This window comes from Bacillus sp. RIT 809 (assembly GCF_016892495.1).
GTDB lineage: Bacteria > Bacillota > Bacilli > Bacillales > Bacillaceae_G > Bacillus_A > Bacillus_A cereus_U.
This window is the reverse complement of record NZ_JAFEMR010000014.1, coordinates 144191-163185: the sequence shown is the minus strand read 5'-3', so window position 1 is coordinate 163185 and position 18995 is coordinate 144191. Positions and strand designations below refer to the sequence as shown.

The window sequence follows — 18995 nt, the reverse complement described above, 5'->3', positions numbered from 1 at the left end:
GTAGTACCAGATGGTCCAGTAGCACCAGTCGGCCTAGTATCGCCGATTGGTCCAGTGTTGCCAGTCTGTCCAGTAGCACCAGTAGGTCCGGTAGTGCCAGATGGTCCAGTGTTACCAGTCGGCCCAGTGTTGCCAGTCTGTCCAGTGGCACCAATCGGTCCGATAGTACCAGATGGCCCAGTAGGTCCAGGTGTCAAAGGAAATTGTGGAAATGCAGGATCAGATGTGCTGGAAGATAAAGAGTCAACTGGATTTAAGCTGTTTGAATCATTATGATTGGACATAAATTCACCTCCGTAAATCTCTCGTTATATAATAGGTGAAAATTAATGAGAAAATGACATAGATATTTGTATGCTTGAAAAGAAACTTTAATTATATGGAACAATATAAAAAAATGGAAAGTTTTGTGTGCATATAACATATGATTGAGATGGAACAGAGTAAGTATATGGAACATTATAAAGATGTACTATCTCCATCATAAGGGAGAGATGCATAATGAAAGGGATTATTTTAGCGGGCGGAACTGGATCGAGACTATATCCAATAACAAAAGTAACGAATAAACATCTACTTCCCGTTGGGCGGTATCCGATGATTTATCATGCAGTATATAAACTGAAACAATGTGAGATTACAGATATTATGATTATTACAGGTAAAGAGCATATGGGAGATGTTGTTAGCTTTTTAGGAAGTGGTCACGAATTTGGTGTGTCCTTTACGTATCGTGTGCAAGATAAGGCAGGCGGAATTGCGCAAGCGTTAGGGCTTTGTGAGGATTTCATCGGGAATAATCGTATGGTAGTTATATTAGGAGATAATATCTTTTCAGATGATATTCGTCCATATGTTGAAGAATTCACAAATCAAAAAGAAGGTGCTAAAGTGCTGCTTCAATCTGTAGAAGATCCTGAAAGATTTGGTGTGGCACATATTCAAAACCGAAAAATAATTGAAATTGAAGAAAAGCCGAAGAAACCGAAAAGTTCTTATGCTGTTACAGGAATTTATTTGTATGATTCGAAAGTCTTTTCTTATATAAAAGAATTAAAACCTTCCGCAAGGGGAGAACTTGAAATTACGGATATAAATAATTGGTATTTAAAACGAGGGGTACTTACTTATAATGAAATGAGCGGCTGGTGGACGGATGCAGGAACTCATGCTTCTCTTCAAAGGGCGAATACGTTAGCGCGGGATATAAACTTTGGGAAACAGTTTAATGGAGAATAGGTGAGAATATGAAAGTTGTAGACACAAATTTTACCGATGCGAAATTGTTAGAACCGAAGTTATTTAAAGACGATCGAGGTTTCTTTATAGAAAGTTATAATAAGAGGGTGCTAGAAACATTAGGAATTACGGATTCATTTGTACAGGATAACGTATCTTATTCAGCTAAAGCGGGAACGATTCGAGGACTACACTTCCAGAAAAAACCGAAAGCACAAACGAAACTCATTCAAGTTGTTCAAGGGGCAATTTATGATGTTATCGTAGATTTAAGAAAAGATTCACCAACCTTTAAACAATGGAAAGGGTATATTTTAAGCGCGGATAATCACCGGCAATTATTAGTGCCAAAGGGATTTGCTCATGGTTTTTGTACGCTTGTACCTCATACAATTGTTATGTATAAAGTAGATGAGTATTATAGTGCTGAGCATGATTCAGGGTTGCTTTGGGAAGATAAAGAACTAGCAATTCCATGGCCGGTAACAAACCCTATTTTGTCTGATAAGGACCGCATATTACCATTACTTCAGGGATATGAAGATAGTTTTTAAGTAGGAGAGTTGTTTATGAAGATACTAGTAACAGGTGGAGCAGGATTTATTGGAAGTAATTTCATTCACTATATGTTAAAAAACTATGAAACATATAAAATTATTAATTACGATGCATTAACATATAGCGGGAATTTAAATAATGTAAAGTCAATTCAAGACAATCCTAACTATTCATTCATAAAGGGGAAGATCCAAAATGGAGAGCTGCTGGAGCATATTATTAATGAACGTGACGTGCAAATAATTGTAAATTTTGCAGCGGAATCACATGTGGATCGTAGCATTGAAAATCCTATTCCTTTTTATGATACGAATGTAATCGGGACAGTCACCTTATTAGAGTTAGTGAAAAAATATCCACATATTAAACTCGTGCAAGTATCAACAGATGAAGTGTACGGGTCTTTAGGGAAAACAGGGAAGTTTACCGAGGAAACCCCGTTAGCTCCAAATAGTCCATACTCTTCCAGTAAGGCGAGCGCTGACATGATAGCTTTATCTTATTATAAAACATATCAATTACCAGTCATAGTGACGCGTTGTTCCAATAACTATGGGCCGTATCAATATCCTGAGAAGTTAATTCCATTAATGGTTACGAATGCGCTGGAAGGAAAAAACCTACCGTTATATGGTGATGGATTAAATGTAAGAGATTGGTTACATGTAACGGATCATTGTAGCGCGATTGATGTTGTTTTGCATAAGGGGCGTTTAGGAGAAGTATATAATATAGGCGGAAATAACGAAAAAACAAATGTAGATGTTGTGGAACAAATTATTAATCTATTGGGAAAAACGAAAAAAGATATTGAATTTGTTACAGACCGTTTAGGTCACGATCGTCGTTATGCGATTGATGCACAAAAGATGAAGAATGAGTTTGATTGGGAACCGAAGTATACGTTTGAACAAGGGTTAAAAGAAACGGTGGAATGGTATGAAAACAATACGGAATGGTGGAGACGACTAAAAGAAAAGTAAGGGGCATGTAAATGAAAGAGCGGATTATCATAACAGGAGCAAATGGTCAATTAGGAAAACAACTACAAGAAGAATTAAATCCTGAAGAATATGATATATATCCATTTGATAAAAGGTTACTAGATGTAACAAATATATCCCGAATTCAGCAAGTGGTACAAGAAATAAGGCCACATATAATCATTCATTGTGCAGCGTATACGAAGGTTGATCATGCTGAGAAAGAACAAGATCTTGCTTATTTAATAAATGCGATAGGAGCTCGAAATGTAGCGGTTTCTTCACAATTAGTAGGGGCTAAGTTAGTTTATATTAGTACCGATTATGTATTTCAAGGGGACAGACCGGATGGATATGATGAATTTCATAATCCAGCGCCGATAAATATATACGGGGCCTCTAAGTTTGCGGGGGAGCAGTTCGTTAAAGAGCTACATAATAAATATTTTATCGTTCGTACATCGTGGCTATATGGTAAGTATGGAAATAATTTTGTGAAAACGATGATGCGATTAGGAAAAGAAAGAGAAGAAATATCTGTTGTAGCGGATCAAATCGGCTCTCCTACGTATGTGGCGGATTTAAATATGATTATTAATAAGCTCATTCATACTTCTTTATACGGTACGTATCACGTATCAAATAGAGGCTCATGTTCTTGGTTTGAATTTGCTCGAAAAATATTTTCATATGCAAATATGAAAGTGAATGTATTACCTGTTTCAACCGAAGAATTTGGATCGGCGGCAGCGAGACCGAAATATTCTATTTTTCAACATAACATGCTACGACTAAATGGTTTTTTAGAAATGCCTTCTTGGGAAGAAGGATTAGAGCGTTTTTTTATAGAAACAAAAAGTCATTAACGAATTTAAGTTAATGACTTTTTTGTTTGCCTTTAAGAGGTTTTATGGTACTATTATTATAGTATCAGGTACTAATAACAAGTATAAGTATTTCTGGGAGGATATATCATGGAACTATTACAAGGGAAAACATTTGTTGTTATGGGCGTTGCGAACCAAAGAAGTATTGCATGGGGAATTGCTCGCTCTTTGCATAATGCAGGTGCAAAATTAATATTCACATTTGCAGGAGAACGTTTAGAAAGAAACGTTCGTGAATTAGCGGATACATTAGAAGGGCAAGAATCACTTGTATTACCTTGTGACGTAACGAATGATGAAGAACTTACAGCTTGCTTTGAAACGATTAAGCAAGAAGTTGGTACAATTCATGGTGTAGCACATTGTATTGCTTTTGCAAATCGTGACGATTTAAAAGGCGAATTTGTAGATACTTCTCGCGATGGATTTTTACTTGCACAAAATATTAGTGCATTCTCTTTAACAGCTGTAGCAAGAGAAGCGAAGAAAGTAATGACAGAAGGCGGAAATATTTTAACGTTAACATACCTTGGTGGTGAGCGTGTTGTGAAAAACTATAACGTTATGGGTGTTGCGAAAGCTTCATTAGAAGCTAGCGTGAAATATTTAGCGAATGATTTAGGACAACATGGCATTCGCGTTAACGCTATTTCTGCAGGACCAATTCGTACGTTATCTGCGAAAGGTGTAGGCGATTTTAACTCAATCTTAAGAGAAATCGAGGAGCGCGCACCACTTCGCCGCACAACAACTCCAGAAGAAGTTGGGGATACAGCAGTATTCTTATTCAGTGATTTAGCACGCGGAGTAACAGGTGAGAATATTCATGTTGATTCAGGATATCATATTTTAGGATAAATATGATATCGATTATAACTTTTTAAGGGCAGTCTCTATATAGTGAGACTGCCCTTTTGATGTTTTAGAGAAAGAAAGAATTTTAACGAAAGTTATTGCGTTAGGATGAATATAACTATAAGAGTACACGATTTATTCAACAGTAGAGGATAATCAGGCTTTTCCCTTTAGATTTAGTAAGTGTAAAGAGTCTTGGTGGACGTTAGCCTAATTTGTTCAATTAATAATTAAATAGGGAAAAATTCCTCGTTGATGAAAGATTCACTTTATGGAAGTGGGAGGGACGAGTGTGGAGAATAAAAATAAAGGCTCAACAGTTGGAAAACCGTTGCTATATATAACGCAAGTAAATTTAGAACTTGATACACTGAAAATAAAAAGAATTCTCCTTACAAACTTTGAAAATGATAATAGGCAGGAACAAGGTGATAGAGAGCAATCCAGTATAAGTAGTGCGGTGGAAGAAATGGTAATACAAAAAGAAGTTGAGAAGGTGGTAGAACAAAAAGAAATTGTGAACAAAGAGAAACAAGAGGAAGTGGAACAAATAGAAGTTGGAGAACAACGAAAGCAGGTGACGACAGTACCACATAATAAAGCATTTAAAGATATGAACAATGAAGAAAAAATTCATTTCTTATTAAACCGCCCTCATTACATTCCGAAAGTAAGATGTAGAATAAAAACAGCGACAGTCTCATATGTAGGATCTATTATTTCGTACCGAAATGGTGTTGTATCAATTATGCCGCCAAATAGTATGAGAGATATTCGAGTATCTATAGAAGAGATAAAATCAATTGATATGGCTGTTTTTTAAATTATGTAAAGGTGGTAGATAGATTCTACCACCCCAATAGTTTTTTAGTTTACTTATTAAATAGTAACATCACGTAAGCACTGAATAGCGCAGAAACAGCTTAAGTCAACGGTAATACAAGTATTTGTACCGCGTAAAGTTGAAGTTGGTACATTTAAAAACGTACAAATTGGATTGTCACCAGGTTTAACAGGATCTCCGCCGATAGTTACAGTTAATACACGTAATACAGCACAGCTATCATCATCTACGCTCTCGACACGGAAAATCGGAGATGTACAGCTAGTAAGACTTCCTGATGGTGCAAATGCTTCAAAAAGTGTTCCATCTTTTGTGTATAAAATAAAAGGACGTGTATTTGCTACTGATGAACTGCTGTGTGCTCCTAAAAATGGAATTTCGCAACCAGATCCGCATGTTGTAGTAGAACAATCTTGTAATTCATTGATAAATTTTACAACATCAGCTACGCAATGAGAAGAGCTATGGTGTTTATTTTCGTTACAACTCATTAATGTCACTCCTTATCTTCTTGTTTGTATTTACATTAATAAGATATTGGAGCGGAAGGGAATCGGTCACACTCTAAAGCGCTTTTTTTTTAAATAGGCTAAAGAAGGTAAGGGAAGGTGAAAGTATGCTATTTACAAGTTGGCTTTTATTTTTTATTTTCGCATTAGCTGCTTTTCGATTAACACGCCTTATCGTTTATGATAAAATTACTGGCTTTTTGCGAAGACCGTTTATTGAAGAATTAGAAATTACGGAATCTGACGGAAGTGTATCAACTTATACGAAGGTGAAAGGAAAAGGGCTCAGGAAGTGGATTGGAGAATTATTAAGTTGTTATTGGTGTACAGGTGTATGGGTTAGTGCTTTTTTATTAGTCTTATATAATTGGATTCAAATTGTTGCAGAGCCATTACTAGCAGTATTAGCTATTGCAGGAGCAGCAGCAATTATTGAAACAATTACAGGATATTTTATGGAAGAATAATGAATTTTCATGTTAGAGAAAGCGGAGTTTAAAAGGATGAGGGAACGGAAATAAGGAGTTGTTCATATAGTAAATAGACAGAATTGACAGTAGAGGAGATGTTTGCTGTGAGCAATAATCCAAGGCCAAATTCATATGACCTTCAGCAGTGGTACTACCTACAGCAACAGCAACAAAAACAACAACAGGCATATCAAGAACAATTACAGCAACAAGGCTTTGTGAAGAAAAAGGGATGTAATTGTGGCAAGAAGAAAAATACAATAAAACAATATGAAGAATGAAACACTCATGTTAATGTGAGTGTTTTTCATTTAATAATTAAAAGTGGTATCTCAAATAAGAAATACCACTTTTAGTTAATCAATTTGTACGACTGTTAATGCAGCAGCGCGAATATCTACACTACCTTCTAATTCAACCGGTACGATTTGAATGAAATTACCAGGGTTTAAGTTAATGAGAACAGTACCACTGGAAACTTCTACTTCACCAGCACCAATAACGTTAGAGCGTACTGCTGTACCAGATCCAGGAATAACATTCTGCGGCGTATTTAATGATAAGAAAAAACGAGCCGCTGATGGTATAAAATTAGGATCATTAAAGTTTATTGATAATGTATAGCTGATTTGATAAATACCAGTTCTTTGGATTTTAATGCCATTTCCTACACTTACTGTATCATTTATTACTGGAACAGTGAGATCTGGATTTGAACTTGTACTAGGTAATAATAGTGGTGTGAATAATGAAGCGAATTGAGGGGCGAGAGCGTTGAATGCAAAGCCGAAAGCTGGCAATGTACTAACGGCTTTTGCGTTGCAATCAATTTTATTAAATTTATATTTATCAGAAGAGAGCATGTTTTTCACTCCTTTATTTCTTCTACTTTTATTCAATGAAAGGGATAAGTTCTTTGTTCTAGACAAGTTCCTAATTTTATAAAAAATATATTAGTACCTTTTAAGCATGGATTGGGTGACAGAAATTTCTGCCACCCAATCCATGCTTAAATCATTATTCAGTTTTAAATCGTAACATCACGTAAGCATTGAATAGCGCAGAAACAGCTTAAATCAACAGTAATACAAGAATTCGTTCCCCTTAAAGTTGCAGTTGGAACATTTAAAAACGTGCAAATTGGATTATCGCCAGGTGATATAGGATCTCCGCCTATAGTTACGGTTAGTACACGTAATACAGCACAGCCATCATCATCTATGCTTTCAACTCGGAAAATAGGAGAGGTACAACTAGTAAGGCTTCCTGAAGGCGCAAATGCTTCAAAAAGTGTTCCATCTTTTGTGTATAAAATAAAAGGACGTGTATTCGCTACTGATGCGCTGTTATGTGCTCCTAAAAATGGAACTTCGCAACCCGATCCACATGTTGTGGTTGCACATTCTTGTAGTTCATGTATAAAACGAACGACATTAGATACACAGTTGAAATCACAATCATGGTGATGATGATCTTCATTACAATTGCAGCTCATTATGTTCACTCCTTATCGTGAGTTCTGACATACACTATTACAATATGAACGGGATATGGTTGATATTACGTTAATTCTCAGGATAGAAACAGGGAATTTATATAGAGGGGATGTACATATCGTGATATGGAAAAAAGACATCCTTATTTAGCGGATGTCTTTTCAGGTAAATCTTTTCGCGTAGTATATAAAAAACGAGATATATCTAGTTTCTTTCCTCTGAAAAATTGCGGGGAGGAAATGTAAAGTTCTTCTTTAGCACGCGTAATTGCGACATAGAGTAATCGTCGTTCTTCTTCTAATGCTTCAGAAGTCTCCGTCACACGGTCATTGGCATCTTTTAAAGAAGAAGTATGCGGCAGTATGCCATCGCTTGCACCGAGTAAGAAGACGCATGGAAACTCAAGGCCTTTCGCGTTATGAATCGACATAAGCGATACGGCATCTTTTTGCGGCATTGTTTTTAATGCTTCCATTTCTTTTTGACCTTGAATGGCCTCATTAATAAATTGTAAGTAAGCTGAAATATCCGTAAAGCGAGTTGCTGATTCCATTAATTCTTCTAACATCTCTTCTTGTATGTCCTTATGCATCGTAAAGGAAGAACGATCATTACTTTGTAAGTACTCTAAATACTTTCCTTTACCATGAATAATTTCTTTCAATGCTTTTTTCGGTTCAAGTTCTTTTATAAACTTAATAAAATCGATTCGCTCATTTACTTTTTTAACTTGAAAAGGTTTCAAGCTTGGGTTTAGTAATAGAAAATGAAGAAGAGAAGGGAAACGGCCCTCACCATATTTCCATTGTTCACGTTCAATAAATGAAATGCACTCATCACGGCCAATATACATTGTTGGTAATATATTTGAAAGTGATTCGAGGCGGAACGGTTCAAGCACGAGTCGTAAGTGATCTAATACGGGCCTAATTAAAGAATGTTCGTAGAACGATTGGCTCGCTCCATGTTTAATAAATGGAATCTTATGAATTGTAAGCTGATCAAGTAAAGAACGGCTTACAGAATGTGTACGATATAATAAACAAAAATCTTTATAATTTCGTTCACCACTATCTACTTTTTCCTGAATGAGTTGCAAAATTTGATTTGCTTCATCAAGAGTTGTCGCAGGTCGTGCATAAAACGGCTGCATGCCATCGTTACGAACAGAATATAGCTCTTTATCAAAACGTTCTTGATTGAGCTTAATAACTTCATTTCCAAGTCCGACGATAAATGGATTAGATCGATAATTCGTATTAAGTGCGATAATCGTTGTATTATCAAATTCCTTTGGAAAAGATAAAATAATTTGGTGACTTGCCCCTCGCCAGCCGTAAATCGCTTGATCGTCATCACCTGCGATAAATAAATTATTTCTTGGCGTGGCTAACAATTTTACAATTTCATATTGTGCATACGACGTATCTTGAAACTCATCTACTTCAATGTAATGAAAACGCTCTTGTAATTGAGTAAGCAGGGGAGCGTTATTTTCTAAAAGATAATACATTTCTAATAAGATGTCGTCAAAATCGATATAATTGTACCGTTGTTTTACCTCTTCGAAACGTTCGTATACTTCTTTGAACTCTTGTTCAACCGGTGTTTTCGCTTTTACATCTTTCGGACGATTCAATTTGTTTTTCTCAAGTGAAATCATAGCGAGTATCGTTTCGGCATCATAAGCGTCTTTTAAGCGTAATTCTTTCAAAATTTTCTTTATCATAATTTGTTTATGTTTTTCATTTGCTAAAATTTGCTGATTATATCCTTGACTACGAAGCAATTTTAAAAAGACAGAGTGGAATGTACCAGCAACGACATAGCTACTTGCGGCATGATTCATACCAGGTAAATTCGCTACACGGCTTCGAATTTCTTCAGCTGCTTTTTGTGTAAACGTCAGCAGCAAAATATTTCGTGGATGAACATGTTTTACATTAACTAAATAACCAACGCGAGTTGTTAAAACAGATGTTTTACCACTTCCAGCACCAGCTAGTGTAAGGACAGGTCCTTCTGTCGTTTGCACTGCTTCTAACTGTTTTTCATTTAAATAAACACCTTGCTGTTCTAAAGCGCGGAAATACGCCGCATCTGCATCTTCTTCCATAATTAAATGGGTAGATGTTTTCGGAATATGATACGTCGCTTGCGGAATACCAGCGTGTGTTAACGGTTTTTGTGAAAATTTTTCTTGTGTCATATATTCACCTTCAAAACTATAGCATCAACATTTAACTTTAGCGGAAGAAAAAGAAAATAGCAATGTAAAAAACAGGAGGGGCTACCTCCTGCTACAAAATTACAATTCTTTTATCATTACGACGTGCGGGATATTTGCTTCCATAAATACATCAGAAGCCGTCACGTATCCTAGCTTTTTATAGAAAACTTCAGCATGTGTTTGAGCATGGAGTTTTAATTTTGGTAGAGACTCTTCTTTAGCATGCGCTTCAAGTGCATCCATAATGATTTTGCCAATACCTTTTTGGCGATGGGAGGCCAGTACGCAAATGCGTTCCATTTTTCCAACTCCATCAACAATGCGAAAGCGGCCCGCACCGACTGGAATGTCATTGTCATATACAACAACGTGCACCGAAGTATCTTCAAATTCATCATATTCTTCTTCAGAAGAAACACGTTGTTCTTCTACAAAAACCTGTTTACGTACAGAGAATGCATCACTTAGCTGCTCGTCTGTTTGTACGATTTGTGCGTGCAAATTAGTTGCTCCCCTTTCCAAGGTGGAATGTTTCATGTACAGTCCATGTTCCGTTTTCTAATTGATATAGAAGGTGGAAACGATCGATTGGTTGCTCATAATAGAAATCTTTCATACGTAATCGACCTAATACATCAGCGTGCTCTGCATCTGACAGGCTTTGACCGATTGTTAAATGAGGTACGAAAGAGTACTCGCGCTCTTGTGTAAAGAATCCATTATGCATTTCTTCATTTAAGAAAGTAAGTTCAGGTGTTTTTTCTACTTTAAAATAAAGAACATTATTAACAGGTGCGAATGAACCAACTTTTCCAACATGAAGGGTGAAAGGGTTCGTTTTGTTTGCGATTGTATGTAACTCATTCACAATCGATTCTAATTGTTCATCTTGCGTTTCAAAGGGTGTTTTCAATGTAATATGTGGCGGAACTAATGCGTAATGTGGATCATAACGTTTACGCAATCCGTTTGCTTTATCTTGAATCATTTTTGATGGGAAAATTACAATTCCTAATTTCATGTTCCAATTCCTCCCTTTGCAAGTCTAGTTAGATTTTGAGAATAAATCTCTTTATCTATTATATCAAATTATTCTGAATATCGCTCTCTATTATTTCATTGATAGAATATGAGAAAATGCTTTCGGTAAATCTGCTTGCCAATATTTCCATGTGTGATTCCCTTCAAACTCTTCATAATGCGTGATGAAATTTCTATCTGTAAGAAGAGTATTTAGCTCACGGTTCGGTTCTACGAAATCAGATACTTGTCCATCTGTGCGCTTGACAGCTGTTTCTTCTGTCCCAATGACATGATAAAGTTCTAACGCCCCTGGATTTTTAAAGTCTCTTGCTAAGTTCATCACTGTTTCATCAACAAATGGTGACTGCATAACGACTTTACCGAATGTATGCGGATACATAAGTGCAGTCATAAAGGAAACTGTACCGCCAAGAGAATCTCCAATTAAAACGCGTCCTTTACCCATTTGATACGTTGGATAATTTTCATCAATATATGGAGCAAGCTCATGAGCAAGGAAACGAATGTAAGCAGCATTCTTTACATCGCTCGGGAAATATTTTTCCTTACGATCGTGTACATTTTTATATGGAATGCCGACAATAATTGTACGGTCGATTTCTTCAGTTTCACGAAGACGCTCAATTACACGGTGCGCTTTACCAAGCTGAAAATAATCTCTACCATCTTGTGCAATAACAACCGTATGCTTATGGAGAGGTGTGTAATTTACTGGTAAATAAACAAGAAGTGTAAGTTCCTCTTGAAGTGATGTACTAAAAAATGAAATTTCTTCAATTCTCCCTATTGTTTGATTCATGTAGATCCCCCTAAATAAAAATTTACTGTAATGATTGTAAGAGCGACGCTTGTAGTGAAAAGGAAAGAAATAATCACTAATAGGTGCCTTAATTTCTATTTTACCATAATGGTACGAAGAATCTAAAAAATTAGTATTTAAGTTATGAAAGAAAACGGATATAATGAAGTGGGATTTTTTACAGGTGAGAGGGGAGACAGGATTTGAAACAAGAAAGATCAATCGCACTACCATTAGCAATTTCCATTATAGCCATTTCATTCGCAGCTGTTTTTGTAAAGATGTCCTCAGCACCATCTTCAATTTTAAGTATGTATCGATTATGGATTATCGTACTTATTATGCTGCCTATCGTTTGGAAAAAACGGGAAGAGTTTAGTAAGATTCAAATAAAAGATTGGGGATTTTTAATTGGATCTGGTTTCTTTTTAGCACTTCATTTTCTTTTATGGTTTGAATCCTTAAAGCATACGACAGTAGCAAGTTCGACGATTATTTTAGCGCTGCAACCTATCGTATCTTTAGTTGGAGGTTTTTTTCTATTTAAAGAAAGAACAACCTATTCAGCAATTGCGACGATGGGGATTGCGATACTAGGCGTAATGTGTATTGGCTGGGGAGATTTAGGGCTAAGTGAGCAAGCAATTTATGGGGATATATTATCCTTTTTAAGTGTAATAGCAGTTGTCGGTTATTTATTTATCGGACAAACGACAGTAAAGAAAGTATCGCATTGGATTTATAGTTTCACTGTATTTGCCTTCGCTGGTATATTTATAGCGATTTATAACGTTATACTTCAAGTGCCATTTACAGGCTATACGAAGTGGGATTGGAGTATTTTTCTTTTACTTGCGATTGTACCGACAGTGTCACACGTCATTAATAATTGGTTATTAAACTACGTAAATGCAACAACAATTTCAATGAGTATTCTAGGGGAACCAGTTGGGGCATCTATACTAGCGTTCTTCTTACTTGGAGAAAAATTAAACGCAATGCAAATTATCGGTAGCATGCTCGTATTGTTTGGTGTATCTGTTTTCTTACTACAGCAACAAAAGCGAACAGCAAAAAATGTGGTGAACAAACCGGTGTATACACAGGAATTATAATGTTAGGGGAGAAAAGAGAAGTTGTGATACTTCTCTTTTTGTTTTATAGAAATTTAAGTGAAGAAGGGGGAGAGAAATGGAAGAGATATTAAAGAAGTATATGAAGAGTTTTACAACATTAAGTGAAGAAGAGCAGCAACTGATCCTGAGTGAATTACAAATTGAAGAATATAAAAAAGGAACAGTGCTCCTAAGACAAGGAGATGTTCCGTCTAAATGTTATTTTGTATTAAAAGGATGCGTGAGGCAGCACTGTATAGATGAAGCAGGGAGAGAGGTTACATCAAATTTTTATACAGAAGAACAAGCAATCGCAAATTTCAATCATCATAAACAAGATAAATCATCCCCGCATACGTTAACGTGTTTAGAAGACTGTATAGTAGTAGTTGGCGATCTGTATAGTGAAAAGGACATGTATAAGAAATATTCACAGTTAGAAGAAATGACGCGCCAAATGATTGAATACAATTTTGGTGAAGTACAAGAAGAACTTACATTATTTATTGCATCGACACCAGAAGAGCGCTACAAATCATTATTACAAAAACGCCCGCATTTAATTCATCGTGTTCCTCAATATCAATTGGCAAGTTATCTAGGTATTACGCCAGAATCATTAAGCAGAATTAAGAAACGACTTAAACAGTAGAGTTTTTTCCACCTCTAAGCAATAGCCATATACTAAATCCTAGTTCACCAGCGATCATCGGTAGTTGAAAGACAACATTAAGAATGGAAATAATCGTATCATATTGTGAAAACATTGTATTCATGACGTGAATTACGATATAACCGATAGCAGCAATGAGCAGTAATATACTAATAGTTTTCGGTATGTTTGTAGATTGAAAGGTTACGTATCCTAAGGTGAGAAGATGTAAGCCGAAAATGACTAATCCTACAGACCAAATGTATTCAAAAGCTTCTAGAAATAACATTGTATATGCTTCTGAATTAGCAACTGTACTTTTTGAAAGAAGTAATACAAATGTTAAATTGAATATAGCAATCCCAAGTATAGCTGTATACATAAGACGAAGACAGGCGGCTAGTAATGAGAGGCTAGCATGGATAGGTTTTAGAAAGAAGTAAAGAGCCCACGAGGCGATAATATCCGTAATAAAAATGATAATCCATCCGAAAATTTCTGCTTTGAAAAGTGAACTTGAAGTTTGAATATTATGGAGTGTCGTGCTCGCATCTCCTTGTACAACGAGATTTCCGTGAACAAAACCGTAAGAAAAAAATGCAGCGAATGCCATAATAAGAAGAGAAGTACCAGCAAATAAGGAAAATTTTCGCTCAGTCATAATACGTCCTCCTATTCTAATGTTGTTTTCATTGTAATAGGGAAGAGGAGGAGATTCATTGACTTAAATCAAGAGAGGGGAAGTTTAGTGGAATTTCCATCAAAAAAAGATGTATGGTTATATCCGATTTTTTTCGTTGTCATTGGAGCGTGTTTTGCTCCCATATTTGCAGGGAGAGAATATTTTCTTTTATTTTTTACAATTCCGTTAGCAATATTATTTATTTGGAGTTGGTTTTCGACAAAATATATTGTCGGAGAAGAAACAATTACTATTAGATCAGGTCTCGTTAAAAAGCGCTTTGCAGCCTTCTGATCTCTTGTTTTGTTTAGGAAAAAATCAATTGTGTTTCCTTTCGAATCAACAGCACGATACAGATACATCCATTGACCTTTTACTTTGATATATGTTTCATCGACTCTCCAAGAGTCATTTGTTTGTTTGAGGTGACGACGGATTCGTTTGTCCAATTCAGGATCATACTGATGAACCCAACGCATGATCGTTGTATGAGAAATGGATAAACCCCGTTTCTTCATCATTTCCACCAAATCATGCACCCTTTCTAGAGTAATAGTATCAGTATGTCCAAGATTTATAGATTCATTGCAATTGTCCTGAAGTTTTTGCACCAGAACTCATTTTCTTCTTTCTCCGTCATCTGATCTACCCCTCTTAGAATAAGCCTTTTCTTAACTATAAAAATACCAGAATATCCTTATTTCTCTCATACAAGATAAAAAGTATAAATTCTAATTAATACCATTTTTTAAACATCTATTTTATTTTTGTACCGTAATAGTTTTCTGATTATTCGACAAAAACATAAAATTCAATTAACTTTTTGTTTATTTTGTGTTATTATTCATTTGTAATATATAACATTAAAGGAGGAATTTTCTATGAGTAATTTATTAGAAAAATTATTTGGAGTTAAAAAAGTCGAAGTTGATAAGCCGCAATATACTGAAACTGGATGTGACTCTTATGTTTTATGTAAAGGGAAAGATGGATATATGTATCCACAGAGATATACGTTTATAAATGGAAAAATAATCAAAAATGGTTGTTGCTAAACTATGTAGAACCCAAAGGGCGAATGTACATTCGTCCTTTGGGCTCTACTATATCTAGAAAGGTGCATCATATGATTATATATTTTATTTTATTTTTATTATGGATATCTTTACTTTTGATATTAGTTTTAAAAATCACTAAACTAAAACAAGTAATACACCAGCTCCCTAAAGTTTATCTCTCTGGTGAATACAAGGATCCGTTAATAGGGCAAGATATAAAAAAAATTTTAGAATTACCTAGTTCTTACACGCACCATAAAGAATCTATTATTATGGTAATGTCCCCAACATGTATGTTTTGTCATGACAAGTTAGACGAAATAATTGATAACAACAAACATAAGTCTCATAACCTAATCTTATACATAGATTCTAAAAACAAAGAATTTTACAATCAATTTGTTGAACATGTCCATTTTAAAAGTACCATGCCTGTTTATCCGTTATCTATTGTTCAACAAAAAAAGTTAAGAGTATTTGCTTTCCCAGCTTTTATACATATCGATTCACAAGGAATTATTACAAGAAATTCGACAATAGCAGATAAACTTATTTAAGTAACTTCAGGTTGAAATTTATAAAAAATTTGTTCCAGATATTATAAATTTGAGGTACAACATGCTATACATTTGATAGGGGAACTTTTTATTACTGCTCTCCTGTATCTCCTATTTCTCTTTTAATCATAATATTAAGGATAATAAAATCAATGCACCTTTCTCTCTGCTATTTGAAAATACTAAAAAAATGATATAACAAAATTCTATCTTTCCAATACAAAAAGAAACCTACAAAGAAATTAAAAGAAGTGGTGATTTTAATATGTTAATTTCATACATACTAAGAATATTCAAGCTGATTTGGAAGGTTGATAAACTTTGGTTATTTTATTCTAGCTTTTTTATATTAATTTTAGGAATGCTACCGGTTGGAACAATTTTAATTACAAAAGAATTAATAAATAACATAGCACTATTAATAGAAAATAAAAGTGAAAGTAATACTTTAGCCATTGTATTGCTTATATCACAATTCATGCTTTTAATATTGGAAACGGTTATTAAACAATTTCAAACGTATCTCGAACAACAGTTATCTTTTAAACTTAATAGGTTGCTAACAGAACAAATTGCTAATAAATCTATCAAAATACCGTATTCTAATTTTGATGATCCTAATTTTTACAATTACACCAATCGTGTTAGATCAAATACAGGACCTCGCCTTTTGTCACCAATTAATAATTTATTTTCCATAATACAATCATTAATAGCTCTTACGTCTTTAATTATTTTTTTAATTTCAATTCATTGGAGCTTAGCCTTGATTAGTACTTTTGCTTTCATACCAACTCTTTTAATCAAATCTTATTTGGGAAATAAGGGCTTTCAACTCCAAAAAGATTTAACTCCTATTGTTAGAGAAGCTAGTTATATTGAGAATTTGATTATGGAAAAAGAATCGGCTAGAGAAGTAAGGGTGTTTAATTTATATCCCCATTTTATAGATAGATGGAAGCGGAAATATACAGAAAATATGAAAATCTCTCTGTCTTTCTTGAAAACAAAAAGCAAAGCTGAAACATTTTTAGATGGTATCATAGCTATTTCATATTGCAGTTCTGCAGGAATCATTATTTGGTTAATAAAAAAGTCAGCTGTTAAAATCGGAGAATTTGTTTCTATTGGACAAGCTGTGCATAGTACTCAAAATTCTTTACATTCTATTTCTGCAAGTATTGCACTACTATATGAAGATACACTATATATTCATGATTATTTTAACTATATAGATTCATTTGAAGAAAATGAATCTAATACTAAAAACACAATCACATTTCCTAGTAAGTTATACCAAGGAATTCGATTTGAAAATGTATCATTTTCCTATCCAAATAGTCAAAAAGAAGTTTTAAAGAATGTATCATTTTCAATTAAACCTGGAGAGAAAATAGCGATTGTTGGTCACAACGGATCGGGAAAAACCTCTTTAATTAAATGTTTACTTGGTCTATATCCTCTTACATCTGGAAATATTTATTTTGATGACGTACCTATAAATAAAATTCAATTAAATTCCCTTAGAGATAACATCACTGTTATTTTTCAGGATTTCACCAAATATTTCCTTACAATTGAAGAAAATATTACTTTTGGAAATATATCAGAAAGAAACGATAAGAAAAAAATCCAGGATGTTGCTCTACAATCAGGAATCCATACAGATATAACAAAGTTTCCAAATAAATATCAATCATATGTAGGTCGATTTTTATATGAGGGAGAAGAACTTTCCGGTGGACAATGGCAAAAAGTAGCGATTGCGAGAGCCTTATTTAAAAATAGCCCTATTATGATTTTAGATGAACCTACCGCAGCTTTAGATCCTTTATCTGAAAGGGGGATTTTCGATAAATTCAAACAATTAACAGAAGAAAGAACAACACTTTTGATTTCACATAAAATGTCAGCAGCTAAACTAGCAGATAAAATCATTGTATTAGATAATGGAAAGTTAGTTGAATTTGGTACCCACGAACAGCTAGTATTGCAAAAGGGAAAGTATCATGAACTATATACCACTCAAGCAGAATTCTATGACAACAAGATACGTGAATATTCCGAACAGTAATCCCTTAGAAACTGACTAGATGCTATTTCTATAGAATGTGAAATAGTATCTAGAATTTACGAATAAGCAACTTAAAATATTGATGTACTACTAATTATAGAGGGAGAATTACACGTGAGTGAAATCATTTTAATATTAAGAGTAATGATCGGCATTCTCTTCTTATCAACTGCTATAAGTAAAATTTCAGATTTTAAAAAACATGTCATCATTGTAAAGGAATATGAAATTATTCCTCAAAAACTAGCAAAATCCTTTTCTATTTTTGAAGTCATTTTAGAATTTTCTTGTGCTAGTTTGCTATTACTAGGCTTATTTCCTGTTATTTCCGGATTAGTATTATTTATTTTATTAGTTTTGTACACTACAGGTATCGTAATCAATTTATTAAAGAAAAGAACCACTATATCATGTGGTTGTGGAGGAATAGCAGGTAATCACCATTTATCTTGGTTTTTAGTATTTCGTAATATAGTCTTATTAACTGTAGTTTATTTTCTTTTAAAGAACCAAACAAATCTTCTCAGCTTAAACGCTGTATTAATTCATCCAAAAGACCCTAATCTTATTTTTAATAGTAATGCAGTACTATCAGTCTTAATATCAATTTTTTTACTTTTCTTTATTTCTATTTTAAATTCACTATTTTTTATTCGTTCGAGCATGAATAACTTTTTAAAATTAGCAAAACAAATAAAGGAGGGATGAACTTGAACTGGTCTGATTATCTTCTTTGGACTTGTATGATTATTCAAATGATTGTTTTCTTTTTATTAATTAAATTAGTAACTGATTTTCTAAATAGATTCCAAACTCAAGTAGGAATGATTGAAATTACTAATTCTGCTGAATTAAAAGTAGAAGATGAAGATTTAGAGTATTCAAAAAATAAAACAGATAAAAATTAACGTGCGAATCTCTCTTGATAAATAGTAACTATCCA

23 protein-coding genes and 4 pseudogenes are annotated in these 18995 nt (G+C 34.3%); 17 read left to right on the top strand and 10 right to left on the bottom strand.

Going from position 1 to position 18995, the window contains the following annotated elements; translation table 11 throughout:
• A pseudogene (locus JTF23_RS28355) lies at nucleotides 1–284 on the bottom strand (hypothetical protein); the annotation flags it as partial.
• Nucleotides 285–501: 217 nt separating this feature from the next.
• Between JTF23_RS28355 and JTF23_RS16770 the strand changes: the two are divergent.
• From JTF23_RS16770 to JTF23_RS16745, 6 genes are all read left to right on the top strand, one after another.
• Nucleotides 502–1239, top strand: a complete 738-nt coding sequence (locus JTF23_RS16770) for a sugar phosphate nucleotidyltransferase (RefSeq protein ID WP_002201364.1) — start codon at nucleotides 502–504, stop codon at nucleotides 1237–1239.
• An 8-nt stretch (nucleotides 1240–1247) separates the two neighbouring features.
• Complete coding sequence (gene rfbC, locus JTF23_RS16765; protein ID WP_078180024.1) at nucleotides 1248–1793, top strand: dTDP-4-dehydrorhamnose 3,5-epimerase; 546 nt, start codon at nucleotides 1248–1250, stop codon at nucleotides 1791–1793.
• A gap of 15 nt (nucleotides 1794–1808) precedes the next feature.
• Nucleotides 1809–2780 (top strand): dTDP-glucose 4,6-dehydratase, encoded by a 972-nt coding sequence (gene rfbB / locus JTF23_RS16760; protein ID WP_078180025.1) that lies wholly within the window; start codon nucleotides 1809–1811, stop codon nucleotides 2778–2780.
• Nucleotides 2781–2791: 11 nt separating this feature from the next.
• A complete protein-coding gene (gene rfbD / locus JTF23_RS16755; RefSeq protein ID WP_078180026.1) occupies nucleotides 2792–3646 on the top strand; it encodes a dTDP-4-dehydrorhamnose reductase in 855 nt (284 codons plus the stop codon).
• Between the two features lie 108 nt (nucleotides 3647–3754).
• The gene (fabI, locus tag JTF23_RS16750) at nucleotides 3755–4525 is read left to right on the top strand and encodes an enoyl-ACP reductase FabI (RefSeq protein ID WP_002158869.1); all 771 of its coding nucleotides are present in this window, start codon (nucleotides 3755–3757) and stop codon (nucleotides 4523–4525) included.
• 268 nt (nucleotides 4526–4793) lie between these two features.
• Nucleotides 4794–5345: a CotO family spore coat protein gene (locus JTF23_RS16745; protein WP_080013736.1), complete on the top strand. Its 552-nt coding sequence runs from the start codon at nucleotides 4794–4796 to the stop codon at nucleotides 5343–5345.
• Nucleotides 5346–5401: 56 nt separating this feature from the next.
• Here the strand turns inward: JTF23_RS16745 and JTF23_RS16740 are convergent, their stop codons facing one another.
• Nucleotides 5402–5857 (bottom strand): CotY/CotZ family spore coat protein, encoded by a 456-nt coding sequence (locus JTF23_RS16740; protein WP_199714911.1) that lies wholly within the window; start codon nucleotides 5855–5857, stop codon nucleotides 5402–5404.
• Nucleotides 5858–5982: 125 nt separating this feature from the next.
• On the opposite strand from JTF23_RS16740, the gene JTF23_RS16735 reads away from it, so the two are divergent.
• Nucleotides 5983–6342, top strand: a complete 360-nt coding sequence (locus tag JTF23_RS16735; RefSeq protein WP_002158866.1) for a DUF1360 domain-containing protein — start codon at nucleotides 5983–5985, stop codon at nucleotides 6340–6342.
• 98 nt (nucleotides 6343–6440) lie between these two features.
• Nucleotides 6441–6626 carry a cytochrome C oxidase subunit III gene (locus JTF23_RS16730; RefSeq protein ID WP_199714924.1) on the top strand — a complete coding sequence of 62 codons (186 nt, stop codon included), beginning with the start codon at nucleotides 6441–6443 and terminating at the stop codon, nucleotides 6624–6626.
• 75 nt (nucleotides 6627–6701) lie between these two features.
• Here the strand turns inward: JTF23_RS16730 and exsF are convergent, their stop codons facing one another.
• From exsF to JTF23_RS16700, 6 genes are all read right to left on the bottom strand, one after another.
• Complete coding sequence (exsF, locus tag JTF23_RS16725) at nucleotides 6702–7208, bottom strand: exosporium protein ExsF (RefSeq protein WP_199714912.1); 507 nt, start codon at nucleotides 7206–7208, stop codon at nucleotides 6702–6704.
• A gap of 164 nt (nucleotides 7209–7372) precedes the next feature.
• Nucleotides 7373–7840, bottom strand: a complete 468-nt coding sequence (locus JTF23_RS16720) for a CotY/CotZ family spore coat protein (RefSeq protein WP_078180030.1) — start codon at nucleotides 7838–7840, stop codon at nucleotides 7373–7375.
• A 143-nt stretch (nucleotides 7841–7983) separates the two neighbouring features.
• The gene (locus tag JTF23_RS16715) at nucleotides 7984–10050 is read right to left on the bottom strand and encodes an ATP-dependent helicase (protein WP_002201354.1); all 2067 of its coding nucleotides are present in this window, start codon (nucleotides 10048–10050) and stop codon (nucleotides 7984–7986) included.
• Between the two features lie 99 nt (nucleotides 10051–10149).
• A complete protein-coding gene (locus JTF23_RS16710; protein ID WP_002158861.1) occupies nucleotides 10150–10572 on the bottom strand; it encodes a GNAT family N-acetyltransferase in 423 nt (140 codons plus the stop codon).
• Nucleotide 10573: 1 nt separating this feature from the next.
• On the bottom strand, nucleotides 10574–11092 hold the full coding sequence (locus JTF23_RS16705) for a YjcG family protein (RefSeq protein ID WP_002201352.1): 519 nt from the start codon (nucleotides 11090–11092) through the stop codon (nucleotides 10574–10576).
• 90 nt (nucleotides 11093–11182) lie between these two features.
• The gene (locus tag JTF23_RS16700) at nucleotides 11183–11914 is read right to left on the bottom strand and encodes an alpha/beta hydrolase (protein ID WP_002158859.1); all 732 of its coding nucleotides are present in this window, start codon (nucleotides 11912–11914) and stop codon (nucleotides 11183–11185) included.
• Between the two features lie 203 nt (nucleotides 11915–12117).
• Here JTF23_RS16700 and JTF23_RS16695 point away from each other — a divergent pair, with 203 nt between their 5' ends.
• Complete coding sequence (locus JTF23_RS16695) at nucleotides 12118–13029, top strand: DMT family transporter (RefSeq protein ID WP_002158858.1); 912 nt, start codon at nucleotides 12118–12120, stop codon at nucleotides 13027–13029.
• Nucleotides 13030–13105: 76 nt separating this feature from the next.
• Nucleotides 13106–13681, top strand: coding sequence for a Crp/Fnr family transcriptional regulator (locus JTF23_RS16690; protein ID WP_002158855.1), 576 nt, complete (start codon nucleotides 13106–13108; stop codon nucleotides 13679–13681).
• On the opposite strand, the gene JTF23_RS16685 is transcribed toward JTF23_RS16690, so the two are convergent.
• Nucleotides 13671–14342, bottom strand: coding sequence for a DUF4386 domain-containing protein (locus JTF23_RS16685; RefSeq protein WP_204209210.1), 672 nt, complete (start codon nucleotides 14340–14342; stop codon nucleotides 13671–13673). The genes JTF23_RS16690 and JTF23_RS16685 overlap by 11 nt on opposite strands.
• A gap of 87 nt (nucleotides 14343–14429) precedes the next feature.
• On the opposite strand from JTF23_RS16685, the pseudogene JTF23_RS27880 reads away from it, so the two are divergent.
• Nucleotides 14430–14642 (top strand): annotated as a pseudogene (locus tag JTF23_RS27880) (PH domain-containing protein); the annotation flags it as partial.
• Here JTF23_RS27880 and JTF23_RS16680 read toward each other — a convergent pair.
• Nucleotides 14632–14896 (bottom strand): annotated as a pseudogene (locus JTF23_RS16680) (IS6 family transposase); the annotation flags it as partial. The pseudogenes JTF23_RS27880 and JTF23_RS16680 overlap by 11 nt on opposite strands.
• A 348-nt stretch (nucleotides 14897–15244) precedes the next feature.
• Between JTF23_RS16680 and JTF23_RS16675 the strand changes: the two are divergent.
• The 6 genes and pseudogenes from JTF23_RS16675 to JTF23_RS16655 all read left to right on the top strand — a co-directional run bounded on the left by JTF23_RS16675 (nucleotide 15245) and on the right by JTF23_RS16655 (nucleotide 18960).
• A complete protein-coding gene (locus tag JTF23_RS16675) occupies nucleotides 15245–15418 on the top strand; it encodes a hypothetical protein (RefSeq protein ID WP_204209209.1) in 174 nt (57 codons plus the stop codon).
• A gap of 71 nt (nucleotides 15419–15489) precedes the next feature.
• Nucleotides 15490–15978 (top strand): hypothetical protein, encoded by a 489-nt coding sequence (locus tag JTF23_RS16670; RefSeq protein WP_061676105.1) that lies wholly within the window; start codon nucleotides 15490–15492, stop codon nucleotides 15976–15978.
• Nucleotides 15979–16243: 265 nt separating this feature from the next.
• A pseudogene (locus JTF23_RS28495) lies at nucleotides 16244–17095 on the top strand (ABC transporter transmembrane domain-containing protein); the annotation flags it as partial.
• 186 nt (nucleotides 17096–17281) lie between these two features.
• Nucleotides 17282–18052: an ABC transporter ATP-binding protein gene (locus tag JTF23_RS28490; protein ID WP_427226764.1), complete on the top strand. Its 771-nt coding sequence runs from the start codon at nucleotides 17282–17284 to the stop codon at nucleotides 18050–18052.
• Nucleotides 18053–18166: 114 nt separating this feature from the next.
• Nucleotides 18167–18760, top strand: coding sequence for a MauE/DoxX family redox-associated membrane protein (locus tag JTF23_RS16660; protein WP_204209207.1), 594 nt, complete (start codon nucleotides 18167–18169; stop codon nucleotides 18758–18760).
• On the top strand, nucleotides 18757–18960 hold the full coding sequence (locus JTF23_RS16655; protein ID WP_252188026.1) for a hypothetical protein: 204 nt from the start codon (nucleotides 18757–18759) through the stop codon (nucleotides 18958–18960). The genes JTF23_RS16660 and JTF23_RS16655 overlap by 4 nt, the downstream gene beginning before the upstream one ends.
• The last annotated feature ends 35 nt before the right edge of the window (nucleotides 18961–18995 follow it).